General features: G+C 58.9%; 17 protein-coding genes and 1 tRNA gene. 14 read left to right on the top strand and 4 right to left on the bottom strand.

The features are described 5' to 3' along the window. The first annotated feature begins 65 nt into the window (after positions 1 to 65). The 3 genes from mgtA (at position 66) to BFP93_RS04280 (ending at position 4,033) form a co-directional block, all read left to right on the top strand. On the top strand, positions 66 to 2,783 hold the full coding sequence (mgtA, locus tag BFP93_RS04290; protein ID WP_065892149.1) for a magnesium-translocating P-type ATPase: 2,718 nt from the start codon (positions 66 to 68) through the stop codon (positions 2,781 to 2,783). A 61-nt stretch (positions 2,784 to 2,844) separates the two neighbouring features. After that, the gene (locus tag BFP93_RS04285; protein WP_065892147.1) at positions 2,845 to 3,192 is read left to right on the top strand and encodes a DUF2493 domain-containing protein; all 348 of its coding nucleotides are present in this window, start codon (positions 2,845 to 2,847) and stop codon (positions 3,190 to 3,192) included. Positions 3,193 to 3,211: 19 nt separating this feature from the next. Continuing rightward, positions 3,212 to 4,033: a hypothetical protein gene (locus BFP93_RS04280; RefSeq protein WP_065892146.1), complete on the top strand. Its 822-nt coding sequence runs from the start codon at positions 3,212 to 3,214 to the stop codon at positions 4,031 to 4,033. Here BFP93_RS04280 and BFP93_RS04275 read toward each other — a convergent pair. Further along, complete coding sequence (locus BFP93_RS04275) at positions 4,030 to 4,704, bottom strand: tellurite resistance TerB family protein (protein ID WP_065892141.1); 675 nt, start codon at positions 4,702 to 4,704, stop codon at positions 4,030 to 4,032. The genes BFP93_RS04280 and BFP93_RS04275 overlap by 4 nt on opposite strands. Before the next feature lie 123 nt (positions 4,705 to 4,827). On the opposite strand from BFP93_RS04275, the gene BFP93_RS04270 reads away from it, so the two are divergent. Beyond that, the gene (locus BFP93_RS04270) at positions 4,828 to 5,355 is read left to right on the top strand and encodes a DinB family protein (protein WP_065892139.1); all 528 of its coding nucleotides are present in this window, start codon (positions 4,828 to 4,830) and stop codon (positions 5,353 to 5,355) included. Between the two features lie 136 nt (positions 5,356 to 5,491). Next, positions 5,492 to 5,578 (top strand) — tRNA-Leu (locus BFP93_RS04265). An 89-nt stretch (positions 5,579 to 5,667) separates the two neighbouring features. Here the strand turns inward: BFP93_RS04265 and BFP93_RS04260 are convergent. Continuing rightward, complete coding sequence (locus tag BFP93_RS04260) at positions 5,668 to 6,261, bottom strand: GNAT family N-acetyltransferase (protein ID WP_065892135.1); 594 nt, start codon at positions 6,259 to 6,261, stop codon at positions 5,668 to 5,670. A gap of 277 nt (positions 6,262 to 6,538) precedes the next feature. On the opposite strand from BFP93_RS04260, the gene BFP93_RS04255 reads away from it, so the two are divergent. From BFP93_RS04255 to BFP93_RS04240, 4 genes are read left to right on the top strand one after another with little or no spacing between them, the layout of a single operon-like run. Next, on the top strand, positions 6,539 to 7,999 hold the full coding sequence (locus tag BFP93_RS04255) for an efflux transporter outer membrane subunit (RefSeq protein ID WP_065892134.1): 1,461 nt from the start codon (positions 6,539 to 6,541) through the stop codon (positions 7,997 to 7,999). Further along, the gene (locus tag BFP93_RS04250; protein ID WP_065892128.1) at positions 7,999 to 9,129 is read left to right on the top strand and encodes an ABC transporter permease; all 1,131 of its coding nucleotides are present in this window, start codon (positions 7,999 to 8,001) and stop codon (positions 9,127 to 9,129) included. The genes BFP93_RS04255 and BFP93_RS04250 overlap by 1 nt, the downstream gene beginning before the upstream one ends. A gap of 5 nt (positions 9,130 to 9,134) precedes the next feature. After that, positions 9,135 to 9,887 carry an ABC transporter ATP-binding protein gene (locus BFP93_RS04245; protein ID WP_065892126.1) on the top strand — a complete coding sequence of 251 codons (753 nt, stop codon included), beginning with the start codon at positions 9,135 to 9,137 and terminating at the stop codon, positions 9,885 to 9,887. After that, entirely contained in the window at positions 9,884 to 10,834 is a 951-nt protein-coding gene (locus BFP93_RS04240) for an HlyD family secretion protein (RefSeq protein WP_065892124.1), read from the top strand. The genes BFP93_RS04245 and BFP93_RS04240 overlap by 4 nt, the downstream gene beginning before the upstream one ends. A 72-nt stretch (positions 10,835 to 10,906) precedes the next feature. Here the strand turns inward: BFP93_RS04240 and BFP93_RS04235 are convergent, their stop codons facing one another. After that, the gene (locus BFP93_RS04235) at positions 10,907 to 11,857 is read right to left on the bottom strand and encodes a helix-turn-helix domain-containing protein (protein WP_083205601.1); all 951 of its coding nucleotides are present in this window, start codon (positions 11,855 to 11,857) and stop codon (positions 10,907 to 10,909) included. 459 nt (positions 11,858 to 12,316) lie between these two features. Here BFP93_RS04235 and BFP93_RS04230 point away from each other — a divergent pair, with 459 nt between their 5' ends. Genes BFP93_RS04230 through BFP93_RS04220 form a run of 3 tightly spaced genes read left to right on the top strand, consistent with a single transcriptional unit; the run spans position 12,317 to position 17,961 of the window. After that, on the top strand, positions 12,317 to 13,363 hold the full coding sequence (locus BFP93_RS04230; RefSeq protein ID WP_240997019.1) for an efflux RND transporter periplasmic adaptor subunit: 1,047 nt from the start codon (positions 12,317 to 12,319) through the stop codon (positions 13,361 to 13,363). 15 nt (positions 13,364 to 13,378) lie between these two features. Further along, a complete protein-coding gene (locus BFP93_RS04225; protein ID WP_065892120.1) occupies positions 13,379 to 16,519 on the top strand; it encodes a multidrug efflux RND transporter permease subunit in 3,141 nt (1,046 codons plus the stop codon). Positions 16,520 to 16,521: 2 nt separating this feature from the next. Further along, positions 16,522 to 17,961, top strand: coding sequence for an efflux transporter outer membrane subunit (locus BFP93_RS04220; protein WP_065892118.1), 1,440 nt, complete (start codon positions 16,522 to 16,524; stop codon positions 17,959 to 17,961). A 121-nt stretch (positions 17,962 to 18,082) separates the two neighbouring features. On the opposite strand, the gene BFP93_RS04215 is transcribed toward BFP93_RS04220, so the two are convergent. Next, complete coding sequence (locus BFP93_RS04215; protein ID WP_240997020.1) at positions 18,083 to 18,694, bottom strand: alginate export family protein; 612 nt, start codon at positions 18,692 to 18,694, stop codon at positions 18,083 to 18,085. 217 nt (positions 18,695 to 18,911) lie between these two features. Between BFP93_RS04215 and BFP93_RS29110 the strand changes: the two genes are divergently transcribed. After that, positions 18,912 to 19,220, top strand: coding sequence for a transposase (locus tag BFP93_RS29110; RefSeq protein ID WP_065883309.1), 309 nt, complete (start codon positions 18,912 to 18,914; stop codon positions 19,218 to 19,220). Continuing rightward, complete coding sequence (locus tag BFP93_RS04205; RefSeq protein WP_065891840.1) at positions 19,217 to 20,059, top strand: IS3 family transposase; 843 nt, start codon at positions 19,217 to 19,219, stop codon at positions 20,057 to 20,059. The genes BFP93_RS29110 and BFP93_RS04205 overlap by 4 nt, the downstream gene beginning before the upstream one ends. Positions 20,060 to 20,097 lie beyond the last annotated feature (38 nt).

The following is a 20,097-nucleotide window of genomic DNA, read 5'->3' as shown; positions in this document are numbered from 1 at the left end:
GCTCGCCTGTTATCAGGCAAGTATCGGGCATGTTGCGTCGAGAGTTGGCGACAGGAGTACCCACCATGAGCGCCGTAAAAAACACGCCACTGCAGCACAAAAAAGGCAGCGACGGCAGCACCCCCAAACTGTCGATGCGCGCCGCCCGTGAGGCCCGCAACGGCCTGTCCGCCACCCTGGCCAACGTGCGCGCCACCCAGGATGGCCTGACCGAGCTGGACGCCTCGGCACGCCTGCATCGCGAAGGCTACAACGAAGTGGCCCATGACAAGCCGCCTCACGCCCTCGTCCAGTTCCTGCAGGCACTGAACAATCCGTTTATCTATGTATTGCTGACCCTGGGCGGCATCAGTTTCATCACCGATTGCTGGCTGCCGATGCAGGACGGCGAAGCAGCCGACCCGACCAAGGTCATCATTATCATGACCATGGTGCTGCTCAGCAGCCTGCTGCGTTTCTGGCAGGAACACCGCTCGGCCAAGTCCGCCGAGGCGCTCAAGGCCATGGTGCGCACCACCGCCACGGTGCTGCGCCGCGAACAGGTAGGCGCCCAGCCGACCCTGCGCGAAGTGCCGATGCGCGAGCTGGTCGCCGGTGACATCGTGCACCTGTCGGCCGGCGACATGATCCCCGCCGATATCCGCCTGATCGAATCCCGCGACCTGTTTATCAGCCAGGCAGTGCTCACCGGTGAAGCCTTGCCGGTGGAAAAATACGACACCCTGGGCGATGTCACGCAAAAGTCCGCGTCCCCGTTGTCTGCCGACCAGGACAATCTGCTGGACCTGCCGAACATCTGCTTCATGGGCACCAATGTGGTCAGCGGCCGGGCGACAGCCGTGGTGGTCGCCACCGGGCCGCGCACGTATTTCGGCTCGCTGGCCAAGGCGATTGTCGGCTCAAGGGTGCAAACCGCGTTCGACCGTGGCGTGAACAGCGTCAGTTGGCTGCTGATCCGCTTCATGCTGGTGATGGTGCCGATTGTGTTCTTGCTCAACGGCTTCTCCAAAGGCGATTGGGGCGATGCCTTCCTGTTCGCCCTTGCCGTTGCCGTAGGCCTCACCCCGGAAATGCTGCCGATGATTGTCAGCGCCAATCTGGCCAAGGGCGCCACGGCCATGGCCCGACGCAAAGTGGTGGTCAAGCGCCTCAATGCGATCCAGAACTTCGGCTCGATGGATGTGCTGTGCACCGACAAGACCGGCACCCTGACCCAGGACAAGATTATCCTCGAGCATCACGTCAACGCCTGCGGCCAGCGCGATGATGCGGTGCTGTCCCTGGCCTGGCTCAACAGCTTTCACCAGAGCGGCATGAAGAACTTGATGGACCAGGCCGTGGTGCAGTTCGCTGCGCAGAATCCCAGGTTCGAAGTGCCGTTTGCCTACAGCAAGGTCGATGAGTTGCCGTTCGATTTCGTCCGCCGGCGCCTGTCGATCATGGTCAAGGACGCCGCCGGCGATCATCTGCTGGTGTGCAAGGGCGCCGTGGAAGAGATGCTGAGCATTTCCACCCACACCCTGGAAAACGGCGCCGCCGTACCGCTGGATGAGCGCCGCCGCGAGCAGTTGCTGGCGATCGCTAATGACTACAACCAAGACGGCTTTCGCGTACTGGTCGTCGCCACCCGCACTATCCCTGCAGCGCTGGCGCGCCAGCAGTACACCACCGCCGATGAACGCAACCTGGTGATCCATGGCTTCCTGACGTTCCTTGATCCACCTAAGGAAACCGCCGGCCCGGCGATTGCAGCGCTGCAACAAATCGGTGTGGCGGTCAAAGTGCTGACCGGCGACAACCCGGTCGTGACCAGCAAGATCTGCCGCCAGGTCGGCCTCGAACCCGGTCAACCGCTGCTGGGGCCGCAAATCGAAGCGATGGACGACGCGACGCTGCTGCGCTGCGTGGAACAACGCACGGTATTTGCCAAGCTCACGCCGCTGCAGAAATCGCGGGTGCTCAAGGCGCTGCAAGCCAACGGCCACACCGTCGGTTTCCTCGGCGACGGGATCAACGATGCGCCCGCCCTGCGCGATGCCGACGTGGGCATTTCGGTGGACAGCGGCACGGATATCGCCAAGGAGTCGGCCGATATCATCCTGCTGGAAAAGAGCCTGATGGTGCTCGAAGAAGGCGTGCTCAAAGGCCGCGAGACCTTCGGCAATATCATGAAGTACCTGAACATGACCGCCAGCTCCAACTTCGGCAACGTGTTCTCGGTGCTGGTGGCGAGTGCGTTCATTCCGTTCATGCCGATGCTGGCGATTCACCTGTTGCTGCAAAACCTGATGTACGACATCTCCCAGCTGGCCCTGCCGTGGGACAAGATGGACAAGGAATACCTGGCCAAGCCGCGTAAATGGGATGCGAAGAACATCGGCCGCTTCATGATCTGGATCGGACCAACCTCATCGATCTTCGACATCACCACCTTTGCCCTGATGTGGTACGTGTTCTCGGCCAACAGCGTGGAAATGCAGACCCTGTTCCAGTCCGGCTGGTTTATCGAGGGCCTGCTCTCGCAAACCCTGGTGGTGCATATGCTGCGCACCCGCAAGATCCCGTTCTTCCAGAGCACGGCCGCCTGGCCGGTATTGATGATGACCTGCATCGTCATTGCCCTGGGCATCTACGTACCGTTCTCGCCCCTGGGCACCCTGGTGGGCCTGCAACCGCTGCCGCTGGCGTACTTCCCATGGCTGGTGGGCACCCTGCTCGCCTACTGCTGCGTCGCCCAACTGATGAAGACGATCTACATCCGCCGCTTCAAGCAGTGGTACTGACCCCCTCCGTTCAAACGGTGAAGGCCGCCCGGCCCTCACCGTGCAACACAAGGATTTACTCATGCGCGTGTTGATCTGTGCAGGTCGGCATTACGCCGACAGCAAAAAGTCCCGCCAGGTGCTGGACGCTTACCACCGCCTGCGCCCGGTGCAGGTGCTGATCCATGGCGGCAACCAGTTCCTGGGCAGCGACATCGAGGAATGGGCCCGCGAAAACGCGATTGACGTGGTGCGCTATCCGCCGAATTGGCAACGCCACGGCAAGCAGGCGGAACGCCAGCGCAACCACTTCATGCTGGCCGACAGCCGCCCCGACGTGATCATCGCCCTGCCGGGTGGTGATGACACCTCGGAGCTGGTCTGCCAGGCCAAAGCCAGCGGCATTTCGGTGCTGAGCGTAGAAAACTGAAATTCAAGCGAGGTGCATCATGCACAACCCTCACAAACCAAAGCAGGCGGACGGGTTTGCCAAATACCGCGCGCGTCACTCGCGCCCCGCACGTCCCAGCCTGCTGCTGTTGCCGCCGGCCAGGCGCCGGGCGCTGCAGCGCAATCTGATATTTATCGGGGTGAGCCTGGGCGTTGTCCTGCTCATGGTGTTTTTTGCGAAGGCTCATGCGGCAGGCGGCGCCTATGTGGTCGACGATGGCGCCATCAATGCCCCGGGCGAATGTAATGTCGACGCCTGGTACACCGCCAACCGGCACGCTGGCGGTACCCATAACGAAACGCTGTCGCCGGCCTGTACGTTCAACGAGATGCAATCGGTGCAGTGGGGAACGGCATTGTCGCGCGCAACTGCCGAGGGCAAGGGCGAGACTCAAATCAGTCCGCAAGTGAAGGTAGAGGTGCTGTCGCGGGACGATTGGGGGCTTGAACTGGCGGTTGCCGCCGGGGCGCACTTTGCCCTGGACAGGCAGCACACATTCGATGGTGCTGACTTCAACCTGCCGTTGACGTGGCAAGCCCTGGACGCGTTACGCCTGAATCTGAATGCTGGCTGGACTCATGCCTACCACGATGGCGACCAGCAGCACCGGCTGACCTGGGGCACGGGGTTTGAATATCGCGTGGCCGAGGTTCTTACGCTGCTCGCCGAGCGCTACGGCCAGGAAGGCGGCGATCAGGCCTGGCAGGCCGGGCCGCGATTCCACGTCGGCAAGCGTGTCGACGTGGACCTGGTACTCGGGCGCAGCCTGATCGGTGAGCTTGACCAGTGGCTGACCACGGCGGCAACCCTGAGATTTTAGGCCTTGCCCTGTTGCTCCAGGTGCAGTTGCAACTGCGGATCGATGTGCAGCTGCCCCGCCAGGTCGTCCAGGTAATTGCGCTCTGCATCCTGCTGGTCATCGACCAACAGGACACTGGCCAGATACACCTCGGCCGCCACCGCCGGGTCTGCGGCAAACTCGGCGAAATCCGCAGCATCCAGCGGCTTGGCGACTTCAGCGTCGAGCCACTGCTGCAATTGCGGGTCGTCAGTATGCTTGCCCAGCTCATTGGAAATCAGCTGCTGCTCTTTTTCATCAATGTGGCCGTCGGCCTTGGCGGCAGCGATCAGTGCGCGCAGCACTGCATGGCTGTGCGCTTCGACTTGCGCGCCCGAGAGCTGGTCGGCCGTCTGGAACGCTGGTTGTGCCTGGCTCGCCTGCTGGCTCTGCCAGGCCTGATACGCTTTGTAGGCCATCATCCCGAGAGACGCCAACGCGGCATAGTTCATCCCACCCGCGCGCCCTTGTGTTGGACGCGTAGCCGCGCCACCGCCCAGCATGCCGCCGAGCCCACCCAACAAATCGCCGAGGCCGCCGCCCGAAGCATTACCGGCGCGGTTGCCCTTGAGCAGTCCTCCAAGCACCCCGCCCAAACCGCCGCCCTGCCCTGCGCCGCGCAACAATTGCTCCAGTAAATCGCCGGTATTCATGGTGTCGCCCTCCCAGGCGCGTAGTGGCGTTAATCAACCTTAGTCCGCCCTTGATGGAACACCATGACCGCCGGGCGGGCAAGCTTTATGATGGCGCCACAACAACCTCAAGGGAGAACCCAGGTGAATCGCATCGAGCACATCGGGTTGATGGCCAACTACAATCAATGGATGAATCGCAAGGTCTATGAGGCTGCCGGCACCCTCACAGACGGGGCGTTGACTGCGGACTGCCAGGCATTTTTCGGCTCGATCCTCGGCACCCTCAATCACCTGGCACTGGGCGACACCGTCTGGCTCAAACGCTTTGCCCAGCACCCGGCGGGATTCAGCGCGTTGGCGCCCTTGAACGCCATCGCCACACCCGGCGACCTCAGGCAATTGGCGTTCGCAGACATCCGTGAACTCTCGGGCCATCGGGCCTGGCTGGATCAACTCATCCTGAATTGGGCCCACAGCTTGCGCGACGCCCACCTGGACCTGCGATTGAGTTATCACACCATGGACGGCGTAGCGTCTGAAAAACCGTTTTTCGGCCTGCTGATGCATTTCTTCAACCACCAGACCCATCATCGCGGCCAGGTCACCACATTATTGAGTCAAGCCGGCGTGGACGTGGGTGATACCGACCTGCTCGCGCTGATTGACTGAGCGGAGCCTGCCCCGCAGCGTAGATCACTGATCTGGCAGGTTTTTTCAGACCTGTGTTTGTGCAGGAAAGGATGCATCGAGGTTGCACCGAAGCGTCTGGATCTATATATTCGCAACCCTGCTGCACCGCGCTACCGCCCGAATGGCGAAACTGGTAGACGCATGGGACTTAAAATCCCCCGCTCGTAAGGGCGTCCCGGTTCGATTCCGGGTTCGGGCACCATAGATATCAAGGGCTTGCCGGGGAAACCTGGGCAGGCCCTTATCTTTTGTGCTCCGCGATGATTAGACCCACATAACCCGTCTCGCTAATTAATCCAGGAACCGCTCTGCACCCGCGTCTGATGCAAGCAAGCTGAACTGGTGGAGGCTTAAAAACTTGCCCTCCTTCAGCTCAACGTCACGAAGCGTTCCTTCAAGGTGAAACCCAAGTTTTTTCAAAAGCGCGCAGCTGGGCTCGTTATCGGGCTCTACGTCTGCGTGGATACGATGGAGGCCCATATTGCGCAAGCCGTACCGCACAACTGACGGCAGAGCTTCAGTCAAAAGGCCTTGTCGCCAGTGCTCTGGCATCAACCAATAGCCGATTTCAGCCTTGCGGTGCTTGTGGCACCAATCATTCAGGCCGCATGCTCCGATCATTGCGTCATCGGTCTTCAGGGCGATAGCCCACCACATTCCTGTCTTCTGCACGAATATGTGCTCAAACCACCTCATCTGCTCATCGGTAGCAGCCAGGCTTGTATAGGAAACACCGTACTGAGCGACCACACGGGGATCCGACAGTCCCGCGTAAACAGAGGCAACATCCCCAGGACGGACTTTTCTCAGCTTGATTCTCCTGAGCGAGAATTCTGGAAATTCTTCAGACAATTTATGGCTCACTTTTTTCTGACGCGGCTCCATGCCGGTTTCCCGTAATACCCATATCACTACACCGTCTCGCTAATCAAAAGCGCTTTCTCCACAAACTCTCCATCAACCCTTGGGCAAAAGCACACATTGGGTAAGTACCATTGCATCCGCTGCGGGGCATCCGCCATTTGCAACGATAACGCTTAAAACCCAACTATCAGCATGCGGACAAAACCCTACCTCTGCGCTCAGAAGATCCATCCCTATTGAAGAAATAAAATAACCATACAGAACCGCAACCTACGATGCGGTTCTTGCAATTAAGCACATGCCCCTAAAGCTTCGAACGGCCATTTACTACCAGGTGAAGAACATCAAGCCTTTTATCAGACTTAGAACAAGTAGGACTAGGTTGGCTCTTTCGCTAATAGTGCTATTGGTGCTTGCCGGTTGCTCCGTGGCGCCGCTGCCTCCGCTGAACCCGGCGCCGCCTGACGCATGGCGTAATTCACGCGCCTATACCGCGCCTGCACACCCGGAGTTCAAGCAATGGTGGCATGCGTTCGGTGATCCCGAGCTGGACGCATTGGTGATTCGCGCCTTACAGAAAAACCTGGATGTTGCCGAGGCAACAGAGCGATTACGGGCAACACGAATACTCAGTCAGCGCGCGCAGTCGCCCTATTTGCCCGCACTGGGAATAAAAACCACCGATGCCGTCAGCCCTGACACCAGCACGTCTTACTTGCTCCTGGGGCTCGACGCACAATGGGAACTCCCGTTGTTTGGGGCAAAACAGAGTGCCGATCGTCTTGCCCATGGCCATGAAGCGCTGATGACGGGCGACTTACGCACGGTACGCGTGTCATTGGTCGCAGAAGTGAGCAGTCGTTGGCTCGAACTGCGCGCGGCGCAGCAGCTTGAAGCCACTTTGAGCGCCATTGAGCAAGTGCAACGTAAAAAGCTGGAATTATTGCTTGTCCGCGAGCACCTGAATCTCACCGCCTCGACTGAAATTGCAAAGGCGCGGGCCGAACTGGCGCGTTGCGCAATGGCGCTGAATGCACCACGACAAACCATAAACCGAAGCGCGCAACAGTTAGCGCTACTGGTCGGACAAAGCGAGCCGGATCCGCTGTGGCTGCAGCCCGGCCCCCCACCCAAACTGGGGCCTTGGCAGCTGACCAGCTTACCGGCTGACCTATTGCGAACGCGGCCTGAGATCAGTATTGCCGAAGCTCAGGTACTCATTGCCGCTGGCGAACTGGGTATGAGTCGGGCCGATATCTATCCGCGTATCAGTTTAGGTGCGTCATTGCAGTGGTCGGTCAATATTGCCAGCAACCGCAAACGAACACGCAGTGGCGACAGCATCTTCTCGGCCGGACCTGGGATAAGTATCCCGTTGTTCGACTGGGGTCAGCGATTGGCCAATGCACAGGCCAAGGACCATCAACTGCAGGCCGCGGTCCTGGCCTATCAACAATCCGTATTACAGGGCGTCGCTGAAACCGAAACCGCGCTGGGAGACCTCGAACAGTTGCGTGTGTATGAACAGTCGTCCCTGCACGCGTTAACCGAATCTCAAGCTTACCTTGACGCGCTGGAGCAACGCGCTCGATTGGGTTTACTGAGTGAACTGGACATCGACGATGCCCGGATTGAGAAGCTGAACGCCCAGCAACAGGTGGCTCGCGCCAACGCCGAGCGAGGTTTGGCCTACATCACGTTGTACAAAGCATTAGGCGGTGCGCCATTGCCGGCAGATACCCTGAAGGACATTGACTGATGGTTGCCCTTGCGCGTCAAACGCTCCTCTACGAATGGCGCCGGTTCCTTCCCGCGATTATTGCGGTGGGTTTTGCCGGATTGCTGCAATTGCTTCAAGTGGGACTGGTGACGGGAATCTTCAGTAGCGCCAGCGTTTATATCACCCGCTCCGCCGCCGATGTCTGGGTGGGATTCCCAGGCACTCAAAGCGTCAACCTGGGCCGAACGATAGACGCCGGCGTGGAGATGCGGCTGCGCATGGATCCCGACATCACCAGGGTTGAACAATTTCAATGGCTGGATGCCGATTGGCGAGGCGCACGCGATACCGGCGGTGTCTCGGTATTTGTCTCTGGTATTGAGACAGGGCCACGTGGATTGATGTTTCAGCAACTACTGTCTACGCCGCTACGCGCGCTTTTGAACGAGCCGGGAGCCGTCATCGTCGACCGCGCCGACCTGGTCACCCTGGGCGTCAATCTGGGGGACGTGGCCACCATTAACGGCCGTCGCGTGCACGTCGTGGGCATCACCGGCGGACTGCGGGCGTTGGGGGGTGTGAATGTGCTGACGTCGTTGTCCACCGCCCGGCTACTCGATACCGCCATCGCCAGTGACCGCACCACCTACCTGGTGGCCAAAGTGCGCGATCCGGCCCAGGCGGATGCGGTTGCCGGTCGTCTCGAAGGGGCGACGGCGTTCGGCAGCTACGCGGTCTGGACTGCAGAGCAATTTGCTCATCGCTCACAGATGTATTGGATTTTCGACACCGGGGCCGGGGCTGGGGTGTTGTTCATGGCCGCCATCGTATTTTTGGTCGGTGCGGTCATTACCAGCCAAACCCTGGTGGCCGCCGTGGCCGGTTCCATTCGTGAGTACGCGACCTTGAACGCGCTTGGCGTCGGCGTCAACGCGCTGCGCAAAGTGGTGATGGAGCAAGCGTTCTGGGTCGGGGCGATCGGCCTGCTGGGCAGCAGCATCCTGGCTTGCGGATTGTTCGCCATCGCCTGGCATTTCAACGTTCCCGTGGAAATTTCACCCGCTGCGGTGGGGGCTTGCCTGCTGCTAAGCATGATTCTGGCGCTGGTATCCGGACTGGCAGCCATTCGAACCTTACGTCAAGCCGATCCGGCGAGTCTTCTGAGATAGGCCTTATGAAACCGTTAAGATCAGCAATTCCAGCCACACTTCAGGCAAGCAATATTCGCAAATCCTTTATAGCGGGTGGCGTGACTACGCCTGTGCTGCATGATGTCAATCTGGCGATAAGGCCAGGCGAGCTGACGTTGATCTCAGGACCGTCCGGCTGTGGCAAGAGTACGTTACTGGCAATTCTCAGCGGCTTGCAACGGCCGGAACAAGGCCGCGTTAGCGCGCTGGGGCATGACCTTGGGAAACTGGATACCCATGAGCTGGAAAAATTTCGCCTGCAACACACGGGATTTATTTTCCAGGGTTTCAATCTGTTTCCTGCCTTGAATGCGCTGCAACAGGTCGAGCTGCCCCTGAGCTACCTCGGTCTCTCGGCCAAGGACGTCACCAGACGTGCTACCCAAGCCTTGGAAGACGTTGGCCTGGGGCCGCGCATGCACCTGCGTCCTTCCGAGTTGTCCGGCGGTGAAAAGCAGCGCGTCGCCATTGCGCGAGCCGTGGCAAAGGAACCTGAACTGCTGTTCGCCGACGAACCCACCAGCGCATTGGATGCGGCCAACGGCCAGATCATTATCGACATACTGCACAAGATTGCGCGCAATCGAGGCACAACGGTGTTGTGCGTAAGCCATGACCCACGACTGATAAATCATAGCGACCGTGTCTTGACCATTGAAGACGGTCGAATCCTGGCTGACCACGCCTCTTTCTCCCACGCAATCAACATCGTCAGTAAAAAGGAACATGTGTTATGAATCCGGGTTCGTTTCGGCCATTGCTGGCACTGGTTCTCGCCCTGGGTCTTACCGGCTGCGGTATGGAAGACACCTCTTCAGGCGCAGTGCCTGCCGCCCCTCCCTACCTGGCCATCGCGCGCGGCCGTCTCGATGTTGAAGGCGGGGTCTTGAAGCTTGGCACGCAGCGAGAGGGTGTCGTGAAAAAAATCTGGGTAAGCGAGGGCGATCAGGTACGTAAAGGCCAATTGCTAGCCTCCCTGGACAGCGAACTTGCGCAACTGGCCGTCAGTGCGGCGCAGGCCGAGCAACAACAACTCGAGGTTCGCGCCAAGCAATTGGCCAGACACTTCAAGGCCGCTGATCTAAAGGCCAAACGGTTGACGACCGCTGCAAGCGTCGGGGCCGGCGATCAACAGAGTGCTGACGATGCGCGTGAAGCTGCGCAGCAGTTGCACGATCGAATTGAAGATAATGACGCGGACGCAGCCGTCACCAAGAGAAAACTGGCCAGTGCGCGCTATGAACTGGAACAGCGCAATATTGTTTCACCCGCGGATGCGCAGATTGTTCGTAGTTTTGTTCAACTGGGCGCGTCTCTCTCCGCGTCATCAGGACCCGCATTCATATTATTGCCCACTACAGAGCGCATCATACGGGCCGAGTTGAACGAGTCATTTATCGGCATCGTTGTCCCGGGTATGAAGGCACAAGTCACCGATGATACCGGCAGCGGACTACCGGCCATATCTGCCCATGTACTGCGTGTCAGCCCTGTGTTTGGTAATAGCACGCTTGAGGACGATCCGCAGACACGCGGTAATCTGCGTACCGTCGAATGCATATTGGTGCTCGATCAGGCGGTGCCCGCTTCCGTACGTATAGGACAAAGGATGTTGGTACATTTTGGCGTTGATCGCAGCCAGCGCAAACGCTTCCATAGCCCTTTTCCCGCTGATGCGGAATAACGCACTCGCTTCTGCCTGCGGCATGTCGCTTGTGCGCCAACGCCGCTACGCAGGCTTCCCGATATTGAGCGCCTACATCCAGCTGGAGGTCCATATCACACGGCCCATAATGTCAATATCATTGACCTGAGCCTTTGTTAGGAGCACATCACGGTATGCCTTGTTTTCATTAATGATGCATGCCGAACCGTCCGAAAGTCGCTGCAACCGCTTGGCATACAACTGGTCGTTCAAACGAATCACATAGAGGGCATCGGCATCGAGCTGGTTGCGTTCCAGGTCAATCATTACGATATCGCCCGCATTCAATATTCCAGCCATCGAATCACCCATTACTGGAATCGCTAAAAGCTGCTGCGGGCACAGTTTCTGTTTGTGCAATGAGTCGGCGGGGAACGCAAGGTGGGTGAGAACGTTTGCGCTGAGATTCCCTGGACCCTTACGGCCACGCAAAACAGGCTCGTAAAGTGGAATATAGACGTAGGCGTCATTATCCCCACTGCCTGCTCCATTTTGATCGGGCTGACTCTCCTTACAGCCCCCACCCGCCAACCAATCAAGTGATACGTTGGCGACGACAGCCATTTTCCAGGCCCTTTCAATATTAGGTACAACCCGTCCTTTTAGATAACTGTATAGCGAACTGTTAGCAATTCCGCATTTATTTGAAAATGCGTGGGGTGTTTCATCGCCCAGCGCTTTTTTCAAGCGTGCGCTGAACCCGCCAAATTCTTTGACAGCGCCGTCACCAGGAGGAATGCTCAAACGTTGTGAGTTGTGATCCAGGGATACCATACTGCTTGATTGCTGGATAACGTGCGGGGCTCCCTTCCCCGCCAACCAATCAAGCGAGACATTGGCCGTGACGGCCATTTTCCAGGCTTTTTCCAGACTCGGGACAGATTCACCACTCAAATATTTGCGCAACAAGGGTTCGGAAATACCACTTTTCTTCGCGAATGAATAGATTGTTTCACCGCCAATCGCCTGTCTAAGCCGCTGATTAAAACCATCAAATTTCATTCTATCGACCTGTGCCAACTTGCCTCTGCGCACCCTGACTCAACCGTTATTGCCAACATCCAGATCGATTCAGCGCCGGGTTTTCAGGGGCTCTTTATATATAACGCATGCTCCATGAACAATGCCAAGACCGTGTGGAGAAACGATGGAGTTTTGATGGAGATTTAACCACGCTACTATTTTCGGATACTCCGAACATCATTACCGCCCGCCACGTTAGTTTCAAAATCCACACTACCTACACATAACGTCGAATGAATCCCAACTCTTTTAGTTGAACATTCCATTCGAGCGCCACGGCCTTGAGCCTGGCAATATTTTTAATGAGGTTATTCAGGTATGTCTTTTAGATCCAGGCGACCGTGTCCCTTATGGATCGGGCTTTTTATGTTCGCCTTAACCGGGTGTCACCCCGAGGGGCAAGTCGCCGACGACGTGCCTATCCCACAGGTTTCCGTAATGCCCCTTGAACCCGCTTCCATAAAAGTCAGCGAGGTACTGCCTGGCCGTGTTTCGGCAGTTCGCACTGCCGACATTCGCGCGCAGATCAGCGGCATCGTGAACAAGCGTCTATTTGATCAGGGCGTTGAAGTGACTGCCGGCACGGCCTTGTTTCAGATTAACCCGGCCCCCTTCAAAGCCGAAGTCGATAGCGCTGCAGCGCTGGTGCTCAAAGCGCAGGCTGCATTGAAACGCGCACGTATCCAGGCCGAACGGCTTTCGCCTTTGATGCACGCCGAGGCAGTCAGCCGCCAAGTCTACGACGACGCCATATCACTGCGCGATCAGGCTGAGGCGGATGTCGCCCAGTCCAAGGCAACCCTGGCTCGACGCCGGCTGGACCTGAGGTTCGCGACAGTCGACGCGCCGATTGCCGGACGCATTGACCAGACCCTGGTGAGCGAAGGCGCGCTTGTGTCATCAACTGACAGCGCACCGATGGCGAGAATCCAGCAGATTGACCAAGTGTATGTCGATGTTCGTCAAACCGCATCGACACTGCGCTCGCTGCGTGAATCACTCAGCGCCCAGGACGGTCAACGCGCGCCTGGCTTGCCCGTAGAGATTCTCGACAGTTCCGGCAACCCCACCGGCCTCAACGGCAGCATCCTGTTCTCCGGGATTAATGTAGATGCAGGTACCGGAGACGTGTTGCTCCGCATACTGGTCGACAACCCCCATCGCCAGCTGCTGCCAGGCCTGTTTGTACAAGCGCGGGTGCCACTGGCCGATTATCCGCAGGCGCTGAGCGTACCGCAGCAAGCCGTACTGCGTAGCGGCGGCCAGGCACGCGTGTGGGTGATAGATGCCAAGGAGCAGGCACACGCTGTCGCAATCGAACTGGGGGAACTGGTCGATCGCCGCTACCGCGTCGTGTCCGGGCTCAGCGCTGGACAGCTCGTTGTCATCGAGGGTCTGGAGCGCCTGACCGAAAACGCGCAAGTCAGCGCCGCCTCCTGGCAGGCGAATGCCGCTGCGCTCCCACTCAACGCCACTGCGCGTTAGGCAGAGAACCCCCTCATGTCTCAGTTTTTCATCAATCGCCCGGTGTTCGCCTGGGTGATCGCGTTGTTCATTGTATTGTTCGGCCTTATTGCCATTCCGCAACTACCGATCGCGCGTTACCCCTCGGTAGCGCCTCCGTCAGTCAGCCTGACGGCCAGTTATCCGGGGGCTTCGCCGCAAACGCTTAACGACTCGGTCGTCAGCCTGATTGAGCGTGAACTATCAGGCGTGAAGAATCTGCTGTACTTCGAATCCGCTGTCGACGCATCGGGCACCGCGCAGATCAGCGCCACTTTTGTGCCTGGCACCAACCCCGAAATGGCCCAGATCGATGTACAAAATCGCGTCAAGGCGGTCGAAACACGCCTGCCGCAGGTGGTGCGTCAGAACGGCATGCAGGTCGAGTCGGCGGCGTCGGGTTTTCTGATGATGATCGGCATGACATCGCCCGACTTGCGCTTCGGTGAACTCGCCCTCAACGATTACCTGGCGCGCAACGTGGTGCAGGAGCTACGACGGATCAAAGGCGTGGGTCGCGTGCAGTTATTCGGCGCTGAACAGGCCATGCGTATTTGGGTGGAGCCGGCCAAGCTGACGGCGTTCGGCTTGACCATGAGTGATGTGGCCCAGGCGGTCGAGCAGCAGAATGCGCAGATCGCCCCGGGTAGATTGGGTGACGAACCCACACTGCCCGGCCAGCGCCTGACGATCCCGTTGACCGTGCAAGGGCAGCTATCAACCCCGGAGCAGTTTGCGGCTATCGTACTGCGCGCCAATGTGGACGGTTCAAAAGTGCTGATTGGCGACGTAGCGCGTGTCGAGCTGGGTGCGCAATCCTACGCATTCTCCAATCGAGAAAACGGCAAGGTCGCGACCAGCGCCGCCATTCAGCTGGCGCCAGGCGCAAACGCCGTGCGCACCGCCCAGGCGGTGCGCGACAGATTGGCCGAGCTCGCACCCAGCATGCCGACAGGCATGTCGTACTCCATCCCCTTCGACACAGCACCCTTCGTCAAGGTCTCTATCGAGAAGGTCGTGTATACCTTGCTCGAAGCCATGGTCCTTGTATTTCTGGTGATGTACCTGTTCCTGCAAAAAGTACGTTACACGTTGATTCCCGCCATCGTTGCACCCATCGCCCTGCTCGGCACCTTCGCCGTGATGTTGCTGGCGGGGTTCTCGATCAACGCATTGACCATGTTTGGCATGGTGCTGGCCATTGGCATCATTGTCGATGATGCCATCGTCGTGGTGGAAAACGTGGAACGCCTGATGGCTACCCAGGGGTTATCGCCAAGAGCGGCGACGTCCCAGGCCATGAAGGAAATCAGCAGTGCGGTGATCGGGATCACCCTGGTGCTCACGGCGGTGTTCATACCCATGGCATTCGGCACCGGGTCCGTCGGCGTCATCTACCAGCAATTCACCCTGTCCATGGTGGTATCGATCCTGTTCTCGGCGCTGCTGGCGTTGACCCTGACGCCCGCGCTTTGCGCAACGCTGCTACGCCCGGTCACGCCTGGTCATTACGACAAGCGCGGCTTTTTCGGTGCGTTCAACCGAGCCTTCGAGCGACTCACTGGCCGCTACAGCGAGCGCGTAGGCCAAATGGTCGGGCGCAGCGGCAGGATGATGCTGATTTTTGCGGCGATATGCGCCGTATTGGCCGTTGCCATGGCGCAGTTGCCCTCCTCGTTTCTGCCTGAGGAGGATCAGGGTTATTTCATGACATCGATCCAGTTGCCAACCGGCGCAACCAGCGAGCGCACATTGGATGTGGTCAAGGCGTTCGAAGCCCATGTGGCGTCACGTCCGGCGCTTGCCGCCAACCTGGTGGTGCAGGGCTTCAGCTTCGCAGGTTCCGGCCCCAACACGGCCATGGCGTTCACCATGCTCAAGGACTGGAATCAACGCAATGGTGCGACAGCGAGCAATGAGGCCGCGCTGGCCCAGAGCGCGATGACCGACAGTGTCGAAGGCACCACGATGAGCCTGATGCCGCCGCCGATAGATGACCTGGGCACGTCGTCCGGCTACACCTTTTTTCTACAGGATCGGGCAAATCGTGGAGAGCAAGCGCTCCTGGCGGCCCAGGCGCAACTGCTGAAACTGGCCGCGCAGGACACGCTCGTCAGCGGCGTTTACGCCGATGGCCTGCCACCTGGCGAGAGCGTCCGACTGGAGATTGATCGGCAGAAGGCCGAATCAATGGGCCTGTCGTTCGCCGCCGTGAACAGCACGTTGTCTTCGGCCATGGGCTCACTCTACGTCAACGACTTTCCCAACGCAGGACGCCTGCAATCCGTCATTTTGCAAGCCGATGCCGCTGCGCGTATGCAATTGGAAGACGTACTGAGCCTGCGTGTACGCAACTCGACAAATGGCATGGTGCCGTTGCGCGAAGTGGTGACGCCGGTGTGGACCGAGTCCCCCCAGCAAATGATGCGCTTCCAGGGTTTCCCGGCGGTGCGCATTACCGGTGGCGCTGCCGAGGGTGTCTCAAGCGGAGCGGCGATGGCGCAAATGGAGCGCCTGGTCGCGCAGTTGCCCCAGGGCTTCGCTGTGGCGTGGACAGGCCAATCGCTACAGGAAAAACAGTCGGCAGCGCAGGCGCCGTTGTTGATGTTGTTGTCAGCGCTGGTGGTTTTCCTGGTGCTCGCCGCATTGTACGAAAGCTGGTCGATTCCGCTTTCAGTGGTGCTGGTGGTGCCATTGGGCCTGCTCGGGGCAGTCGCCGCAGTGATGCTGCGAGGCTTGCCCAACGATGTATTTTTCAAGGTCGGGATGATCACAATCATCGGTTTGTCGGCGAAAAATGCCATCTTGATCGTAGAGTTCGCGCGCCAGTTGCATGCTGAAGGCAGAACGTTGATCGACGCGGCAGTCACCGCCTCTCGGCTACGCCTGCGCCCGATTCTGATGACGTCCATGGCCTTCACTCTCGGCGTTGTCCCCCTGATGCTCGCCTCGGGCGCCAGCGCGGAAACCCAGCATGCAATCGGCACTGGCGTATTCGGCGGGATGCTCAGTGGCACCTTGCTGGCGGTGTTCTTTGTGCCCGCGTTCTTCGTCTTCGTAATCGGCAGCCAGGAACGCTTCGAGGCATGGCGTGCACGCCGCTCCAAAAGCACCTCAACCATGACCCCGGAAAATTAAACATGCGCCTGTTGGTTTGCTTGTCCCTGGCTGGCTGCCTGTCCGCCTGTGTGCTGACGCCCAAGCTGGACAGTCCGGCGCTGCCCGTTCCTTCGCACTTTCCACTGCAGGAAGGGGCCGCGATGAAGTCAGGCGCTTCGTTGACGGCTGCAGCCCTGGGCTGGCGAACGATGTTCGGCGATCTGCGTTTGCAGCGGTTGATTGACCTGGCGCTGCAGAACAACCGTGATCTGCGTCTGGCTACGCTGAATGTCGAAGCCGCCCGGGCCATGTCACAGATTCAAATCGCCGGACGTTTTCCTTCCGTGTCCGCCGATGCAAGCGCCACTCGCGAGCGGGCCGCAGGCGTGAGCGGCCAGGGCAGCGAAAATCGCCAAGTCACTCAGCAGGTGGGTGTGAACGTGGGCATCAATGCGTTCGAGCTGGATCTATTCGGACGTGTACGGGCACTTTCCGATGCCGCGCTGGCACGCTACTTCGCCAGTGAAAATGGCCGTGACGCTGCTCAGATCATCCTGGTGAGTGCCGTTGCCGAGACGTATTTCGCACAGCAACTGGCCCGTGAGCAGTGCCAACTGGCCGAGCGCACACTCGCGGATTGGCGAGTGTCCCTGGAACTGGCTCGCCTGATGAAGACGTCGATGCAGAGCAGTGAGTTGGACGTCGCCCAGGCCGAAAACCAGGTCGCACTGGCCGAAGCCGACTTGCAGGCACGTCAGCGTACGCTTGCCAAGGCCGGCAACGCCCTGCAATTGATTGTCGGCAGCGAGCTGCCCAACGATCTGCCCTCGGCACTGCCGCTGGAACGGCAACCCGTCATCGCACGACTGCCCGCCGAACTGCGGGCTGACGTGCTCTTGACGCGTCCCGATGTGCGCCAGGCCGAACAACACCTTATCGCCAGCAACGCCAATATCGGCGCCGCGCGTGCGGCGTTCTTTCCGCGAATTTCACTGACCGCCTCTTTTGGTTATGCCAGCTCATCAATCGGGGATTTGTTCGACCCCTCGCGGCAGGTCTGGAGATTCGTGCCTCAGGTGACCCAACCGCTGTTCCAGGCCGGGCAGCTGCGCGCCGAACTGGACCTGGCCAAGGTGCGTAAATCCGAAGCCATTGCCCTCTATGAGCGCACCATCCAGACGGCTTTTCGGGAGGTCGCGGACGCCTTGGCCGGTACAGCGACATTCGATAGACAAATCGAAGCGCAACTACGTGCCGTAAAGACCGCGGAACGCCGCCTTGGGCTGTCAACCCTGCGCTATCAGGCGGGGCTGGATGGCAGGCTGGAGCTGCTGGACGCACAGCGCCTGCTCTACGCCGCACGCCAGGCGTTGTTGGAGTTGCGACGTGACGATATCGTCAACACAGTCGCGCTGTACAAGTCTCTGGGAGGGGGTTTGCAGGACCGCAGCGGCGCGGCTATTGCCGCGCCGAAGGGTTGAGCTGACACGAGAAGGGGTTGAGCAGATTCGAGAAACCATGGGCATGAACGCAAGGAGGCGTTGACGCAAAACGTCAACGCCTGCCCTGACTGCACCAGCCCTCAATGACGACTCAGACGACTCAGAACGTCGCCCACACAATGAACTGCATGTAGGTGTTGGTTGAGGCGTCGCCGCTCTGCCGGCCACCGTTGCCCAGCCACTTCTCCGGTTTGTAGAAGCCAATCAGCGGCGACAGCGTGATGTTCTCCGTGACCGCCCAATCGACAAAAAAATCGACCTCCTGCGCAGCGAAGTCCAACTCATGGCGACGGGACAGCTGGTGATAGTTGAACGCCATCGCATTAAGGGTCAACTTCTCGGTCGGCTTGACCGAGAGGAGCACGTCGTGGATCTCCATATTCGAGGTTACGGAGCCCGCGTAATTAAGCCCGATTTCTCCCTGCAGGCGCTTGCGATAACCGCCCTGGAACAGGAAGTCCCAGCCTTCGGAATAGCGCGAATAACGATAGCTGACGGTCGGTTGCCATGGCTTGTCGACGAAGGTGTAACCCGCGTCGAAGAACATCGCCCGCTGCGAGCCCGAACGCTTTTCCTGACGGGCCACTTCGAACGCAAAATCGGCGTTCTCGATCCCGGCATTGCCCTGTCCACGGATGCTGTAGACGTTCATGCCCTTGCGCTCAGCCCGATCTCCGAAGGCGTATTTCTCTTCCACATCCAGGCCGTGCACGTAGGTCGAACCGATAGAACCTGGACTTTTGCGCTTTTCAAAAGTGAGCCGCCGTCAGGGCGGAACCCTAAGTGGCCGTTACCGCAGCAACGGATATGTACTCGACTGATCCAGCATCCTGGTCGGCCCAGAGGCCGCCATCGGGGGCAAGCTGAACTGGCCTAATGCTCCCGGACACCTCTTAAGGGCGATATGATTCGCCCAATCAGGAGGTTTCATGCAAGAGCGAAAGACCTACACCCGCGAGTTCAAGCAACGTGCTGTAAGCATGGTACTTGATGATAACTGCTCAGTTCCTGACGTCTGTGCGTCGATGGAGGTTGGCCCCACGGCTCTGCGCCGTTGGATTGAGCAGGTTCGCAAAGAGCGTCAGAAAGGGCAGCCAGTGGCAGGTACTAAGGCAATCAGCGATGAACAGCGAGAGCTTCAACAGCTGCGAGCCAAGGTCAAGCGCCTGGAGACCGAGGCTGAAATCTTAAAAAAGGCTACGGCTCTCTTGATGTCGGATCCCGATCGTTTTTCCTGATCGAGGAGCTGAGAGAGTCGAGTTCGTATCCGATCTGCCTGCTTTGCAGTGCGCTGGGCGTTTCCCGCAGCGCGTTTTATGACTGGCTTAAGCGTCGCTCAGTGCCGAATACCAAGCGTGACGCGCTCAGAGCAAAAGTTGCGCAATTGCATGACGAAAGCCGGGGAAGTGCAGGCGCGCGGATGATCTCTCAGCACTTGAAAGCCCAGCAGATCAAGGTGGGACGGCATCTGGCCGGAAAACTCATGGCGGAGGCAAATCTGGCCAGCAGACAGCGCCGCCGCCATCAGTATCGCTCTAGAGGCGTCGAAGCATTTGTGGCCAAGAATCTGCTCGAGCGTAACTTCGAGCCAACCGCAATCAATCAGGCCTGGTGCGGCGACGTTACCAGCCTGATGGTTGGTAAACGTTGGTATCACTTGGCAGCGGTCATTGATCTGTTCGCCCGCCGAATCGTTGGCTGGGCGTTTTCCCTGATCAACGACGCCAACCTGGTTAGCAAGGCGCTGAGAATGGCGGTGGAGGTTCGAGGCAAACATGCAGGCTTGATGTTTCATTCGGATCAAGGCAGCCAATACACCAGCCAGCTCTTTCAGTCCGAGCTGCTGGAGCATGGAATAACGCAAAGCATGAGCCGCAGAGGGCAATGCTGGGACAACGCGCCAACAGAGCGTTTCTTCGGGACGCTTAAATCAGAGTGGGTGCCCAATAAGGGCTACACCACAGTTGAAGAAGCCAGGCGGGATATGACCAGCTTCTTCATGCGATACAACCGAATCAGGCTCCACAGCTACAACAACTACCTGTCGCCAATAGCCATGGAGCAAAAAGCGGCATAAACACCGTAATCGGTGTCCGGGATTACTTGACCAGTTCA

Source organism: Pseudomonas sp. 44 R 15 (assembly GCF_900004965.1).
Classification (GTDB): Bacteria; Pseudomonadota; Gammaproteobacteria; order Pseudomonadales; family Pseudomonadaceae; genus Aquipseudomonas; species Aquipseudomonas orientalis_A.
Note: the sequence above shows the minus strand (reverse complement) of the source record. Positions and strands in the feature narration are given on the sequence as shown.

Excerpts from the sequence above, each read along its gene's own strand:
- BFP93_RS04255 (WP_065892134.1), top strand. The coding sequence starts at position 6,539 with ATGCCCCTAAAGCTTCGAACGGCCATTTACTACCAGGTGAAGAACATC.
- BFP93_RS04280 (WP_065892146.1), top strand. The coding sequence starts at position 3,212 with ATGCACAACCCTCACAAACCAAAGCAGGCGGACGGGTTTGCCAAATAC.
- BFP93_RS04230 (WP_240997019.1), top strand. The coding sequence starts at position 12,317 with ATGCCCCTTGAACCCGCTTCCATAAAAGTCAGCGAGGTACTGCCTGGC.
- BFP93_RS04250 (WP_065892128.1), top strand. The coding sequence starts at position 7,999 with ATGGTTGCCCTTGCGCGTCAAACGCTCCTCTACGAATGGCGCCGGTTC.
- BFP93_RS04275 (WP_065892141.1), bottom strand. The coding sequence starts at position 4,704 with ATGAATACCGGCGATTTACTGGAGCAATTGTTGCGCGGCGCAGGGCAG.
- BFP93_RS04260 (WP_065892135.1), bottom strand. The coding sequence starts at position 6,261 with ATGGAGCCGCGTCAGAAAAAAGTGAGCCATAAATTGTCTGAAGAATTT.
- BFP93_RS04225 (WP_065892120.1), top strand. The coding sequence starts at position 13,379 with ATGTCTCAGTTTTTCATCAATCGCCCGGTGTTCGCCTGGGTGATCGCG.
- BFP93_RS04220 (WP_065892118.1), top strand. The coding sequence starts at position 16,522 with ATGCGCCTGTTGGTTTGCTTGTCCCTGGCTGGCTGCCTGTCCGCCTGT.
- BFP93_RS04235 (WP_083205601.1), bottom strand. The coding sequence starts at position 11,857 with ATGAAATTTGATGGTTTTAATCAGCGGCTTAGACAGGCGATTGGCGGT.
- BFP93_RS29110 (WP_065883309.1), top strand. The coding sequence starts at position 18,912 with ATGCAAGAGCGAAAGACCTACACCCGCGAGTTCAAGCAACGTGCTGTA.
- BFP93_RS04245 (WP_065892126.1), top strand. The coding sequence starts at position 9,135 with ATGAAACCGTTAAGATCAGCAATTCCAGCCACACTTCAGGCAAGCAAT.
- BFP93_RS04240 (WP_065892124.1), top strand. The coding sequence starts at position 9,884 with ATGAATCCGGGTTCGTTTCGGCCATTGCTGGCACTGGTTCTCGCCCTG.
- BFP93_RS04285 (WP_065892147.1), top strand. The coding sequence starts at position 2,845 with ATGCGCGTGTTGATCTGTGCAGGTCGGCATTACGCCGACAGCAAAAAG.
- mgtA (WP_065892149.1), top strand. The coding sequence starts at position 66 with ATGAGCGCCGTAAAAAACACGCCACTGCAGCACAAAAAAGGCAGCGAC.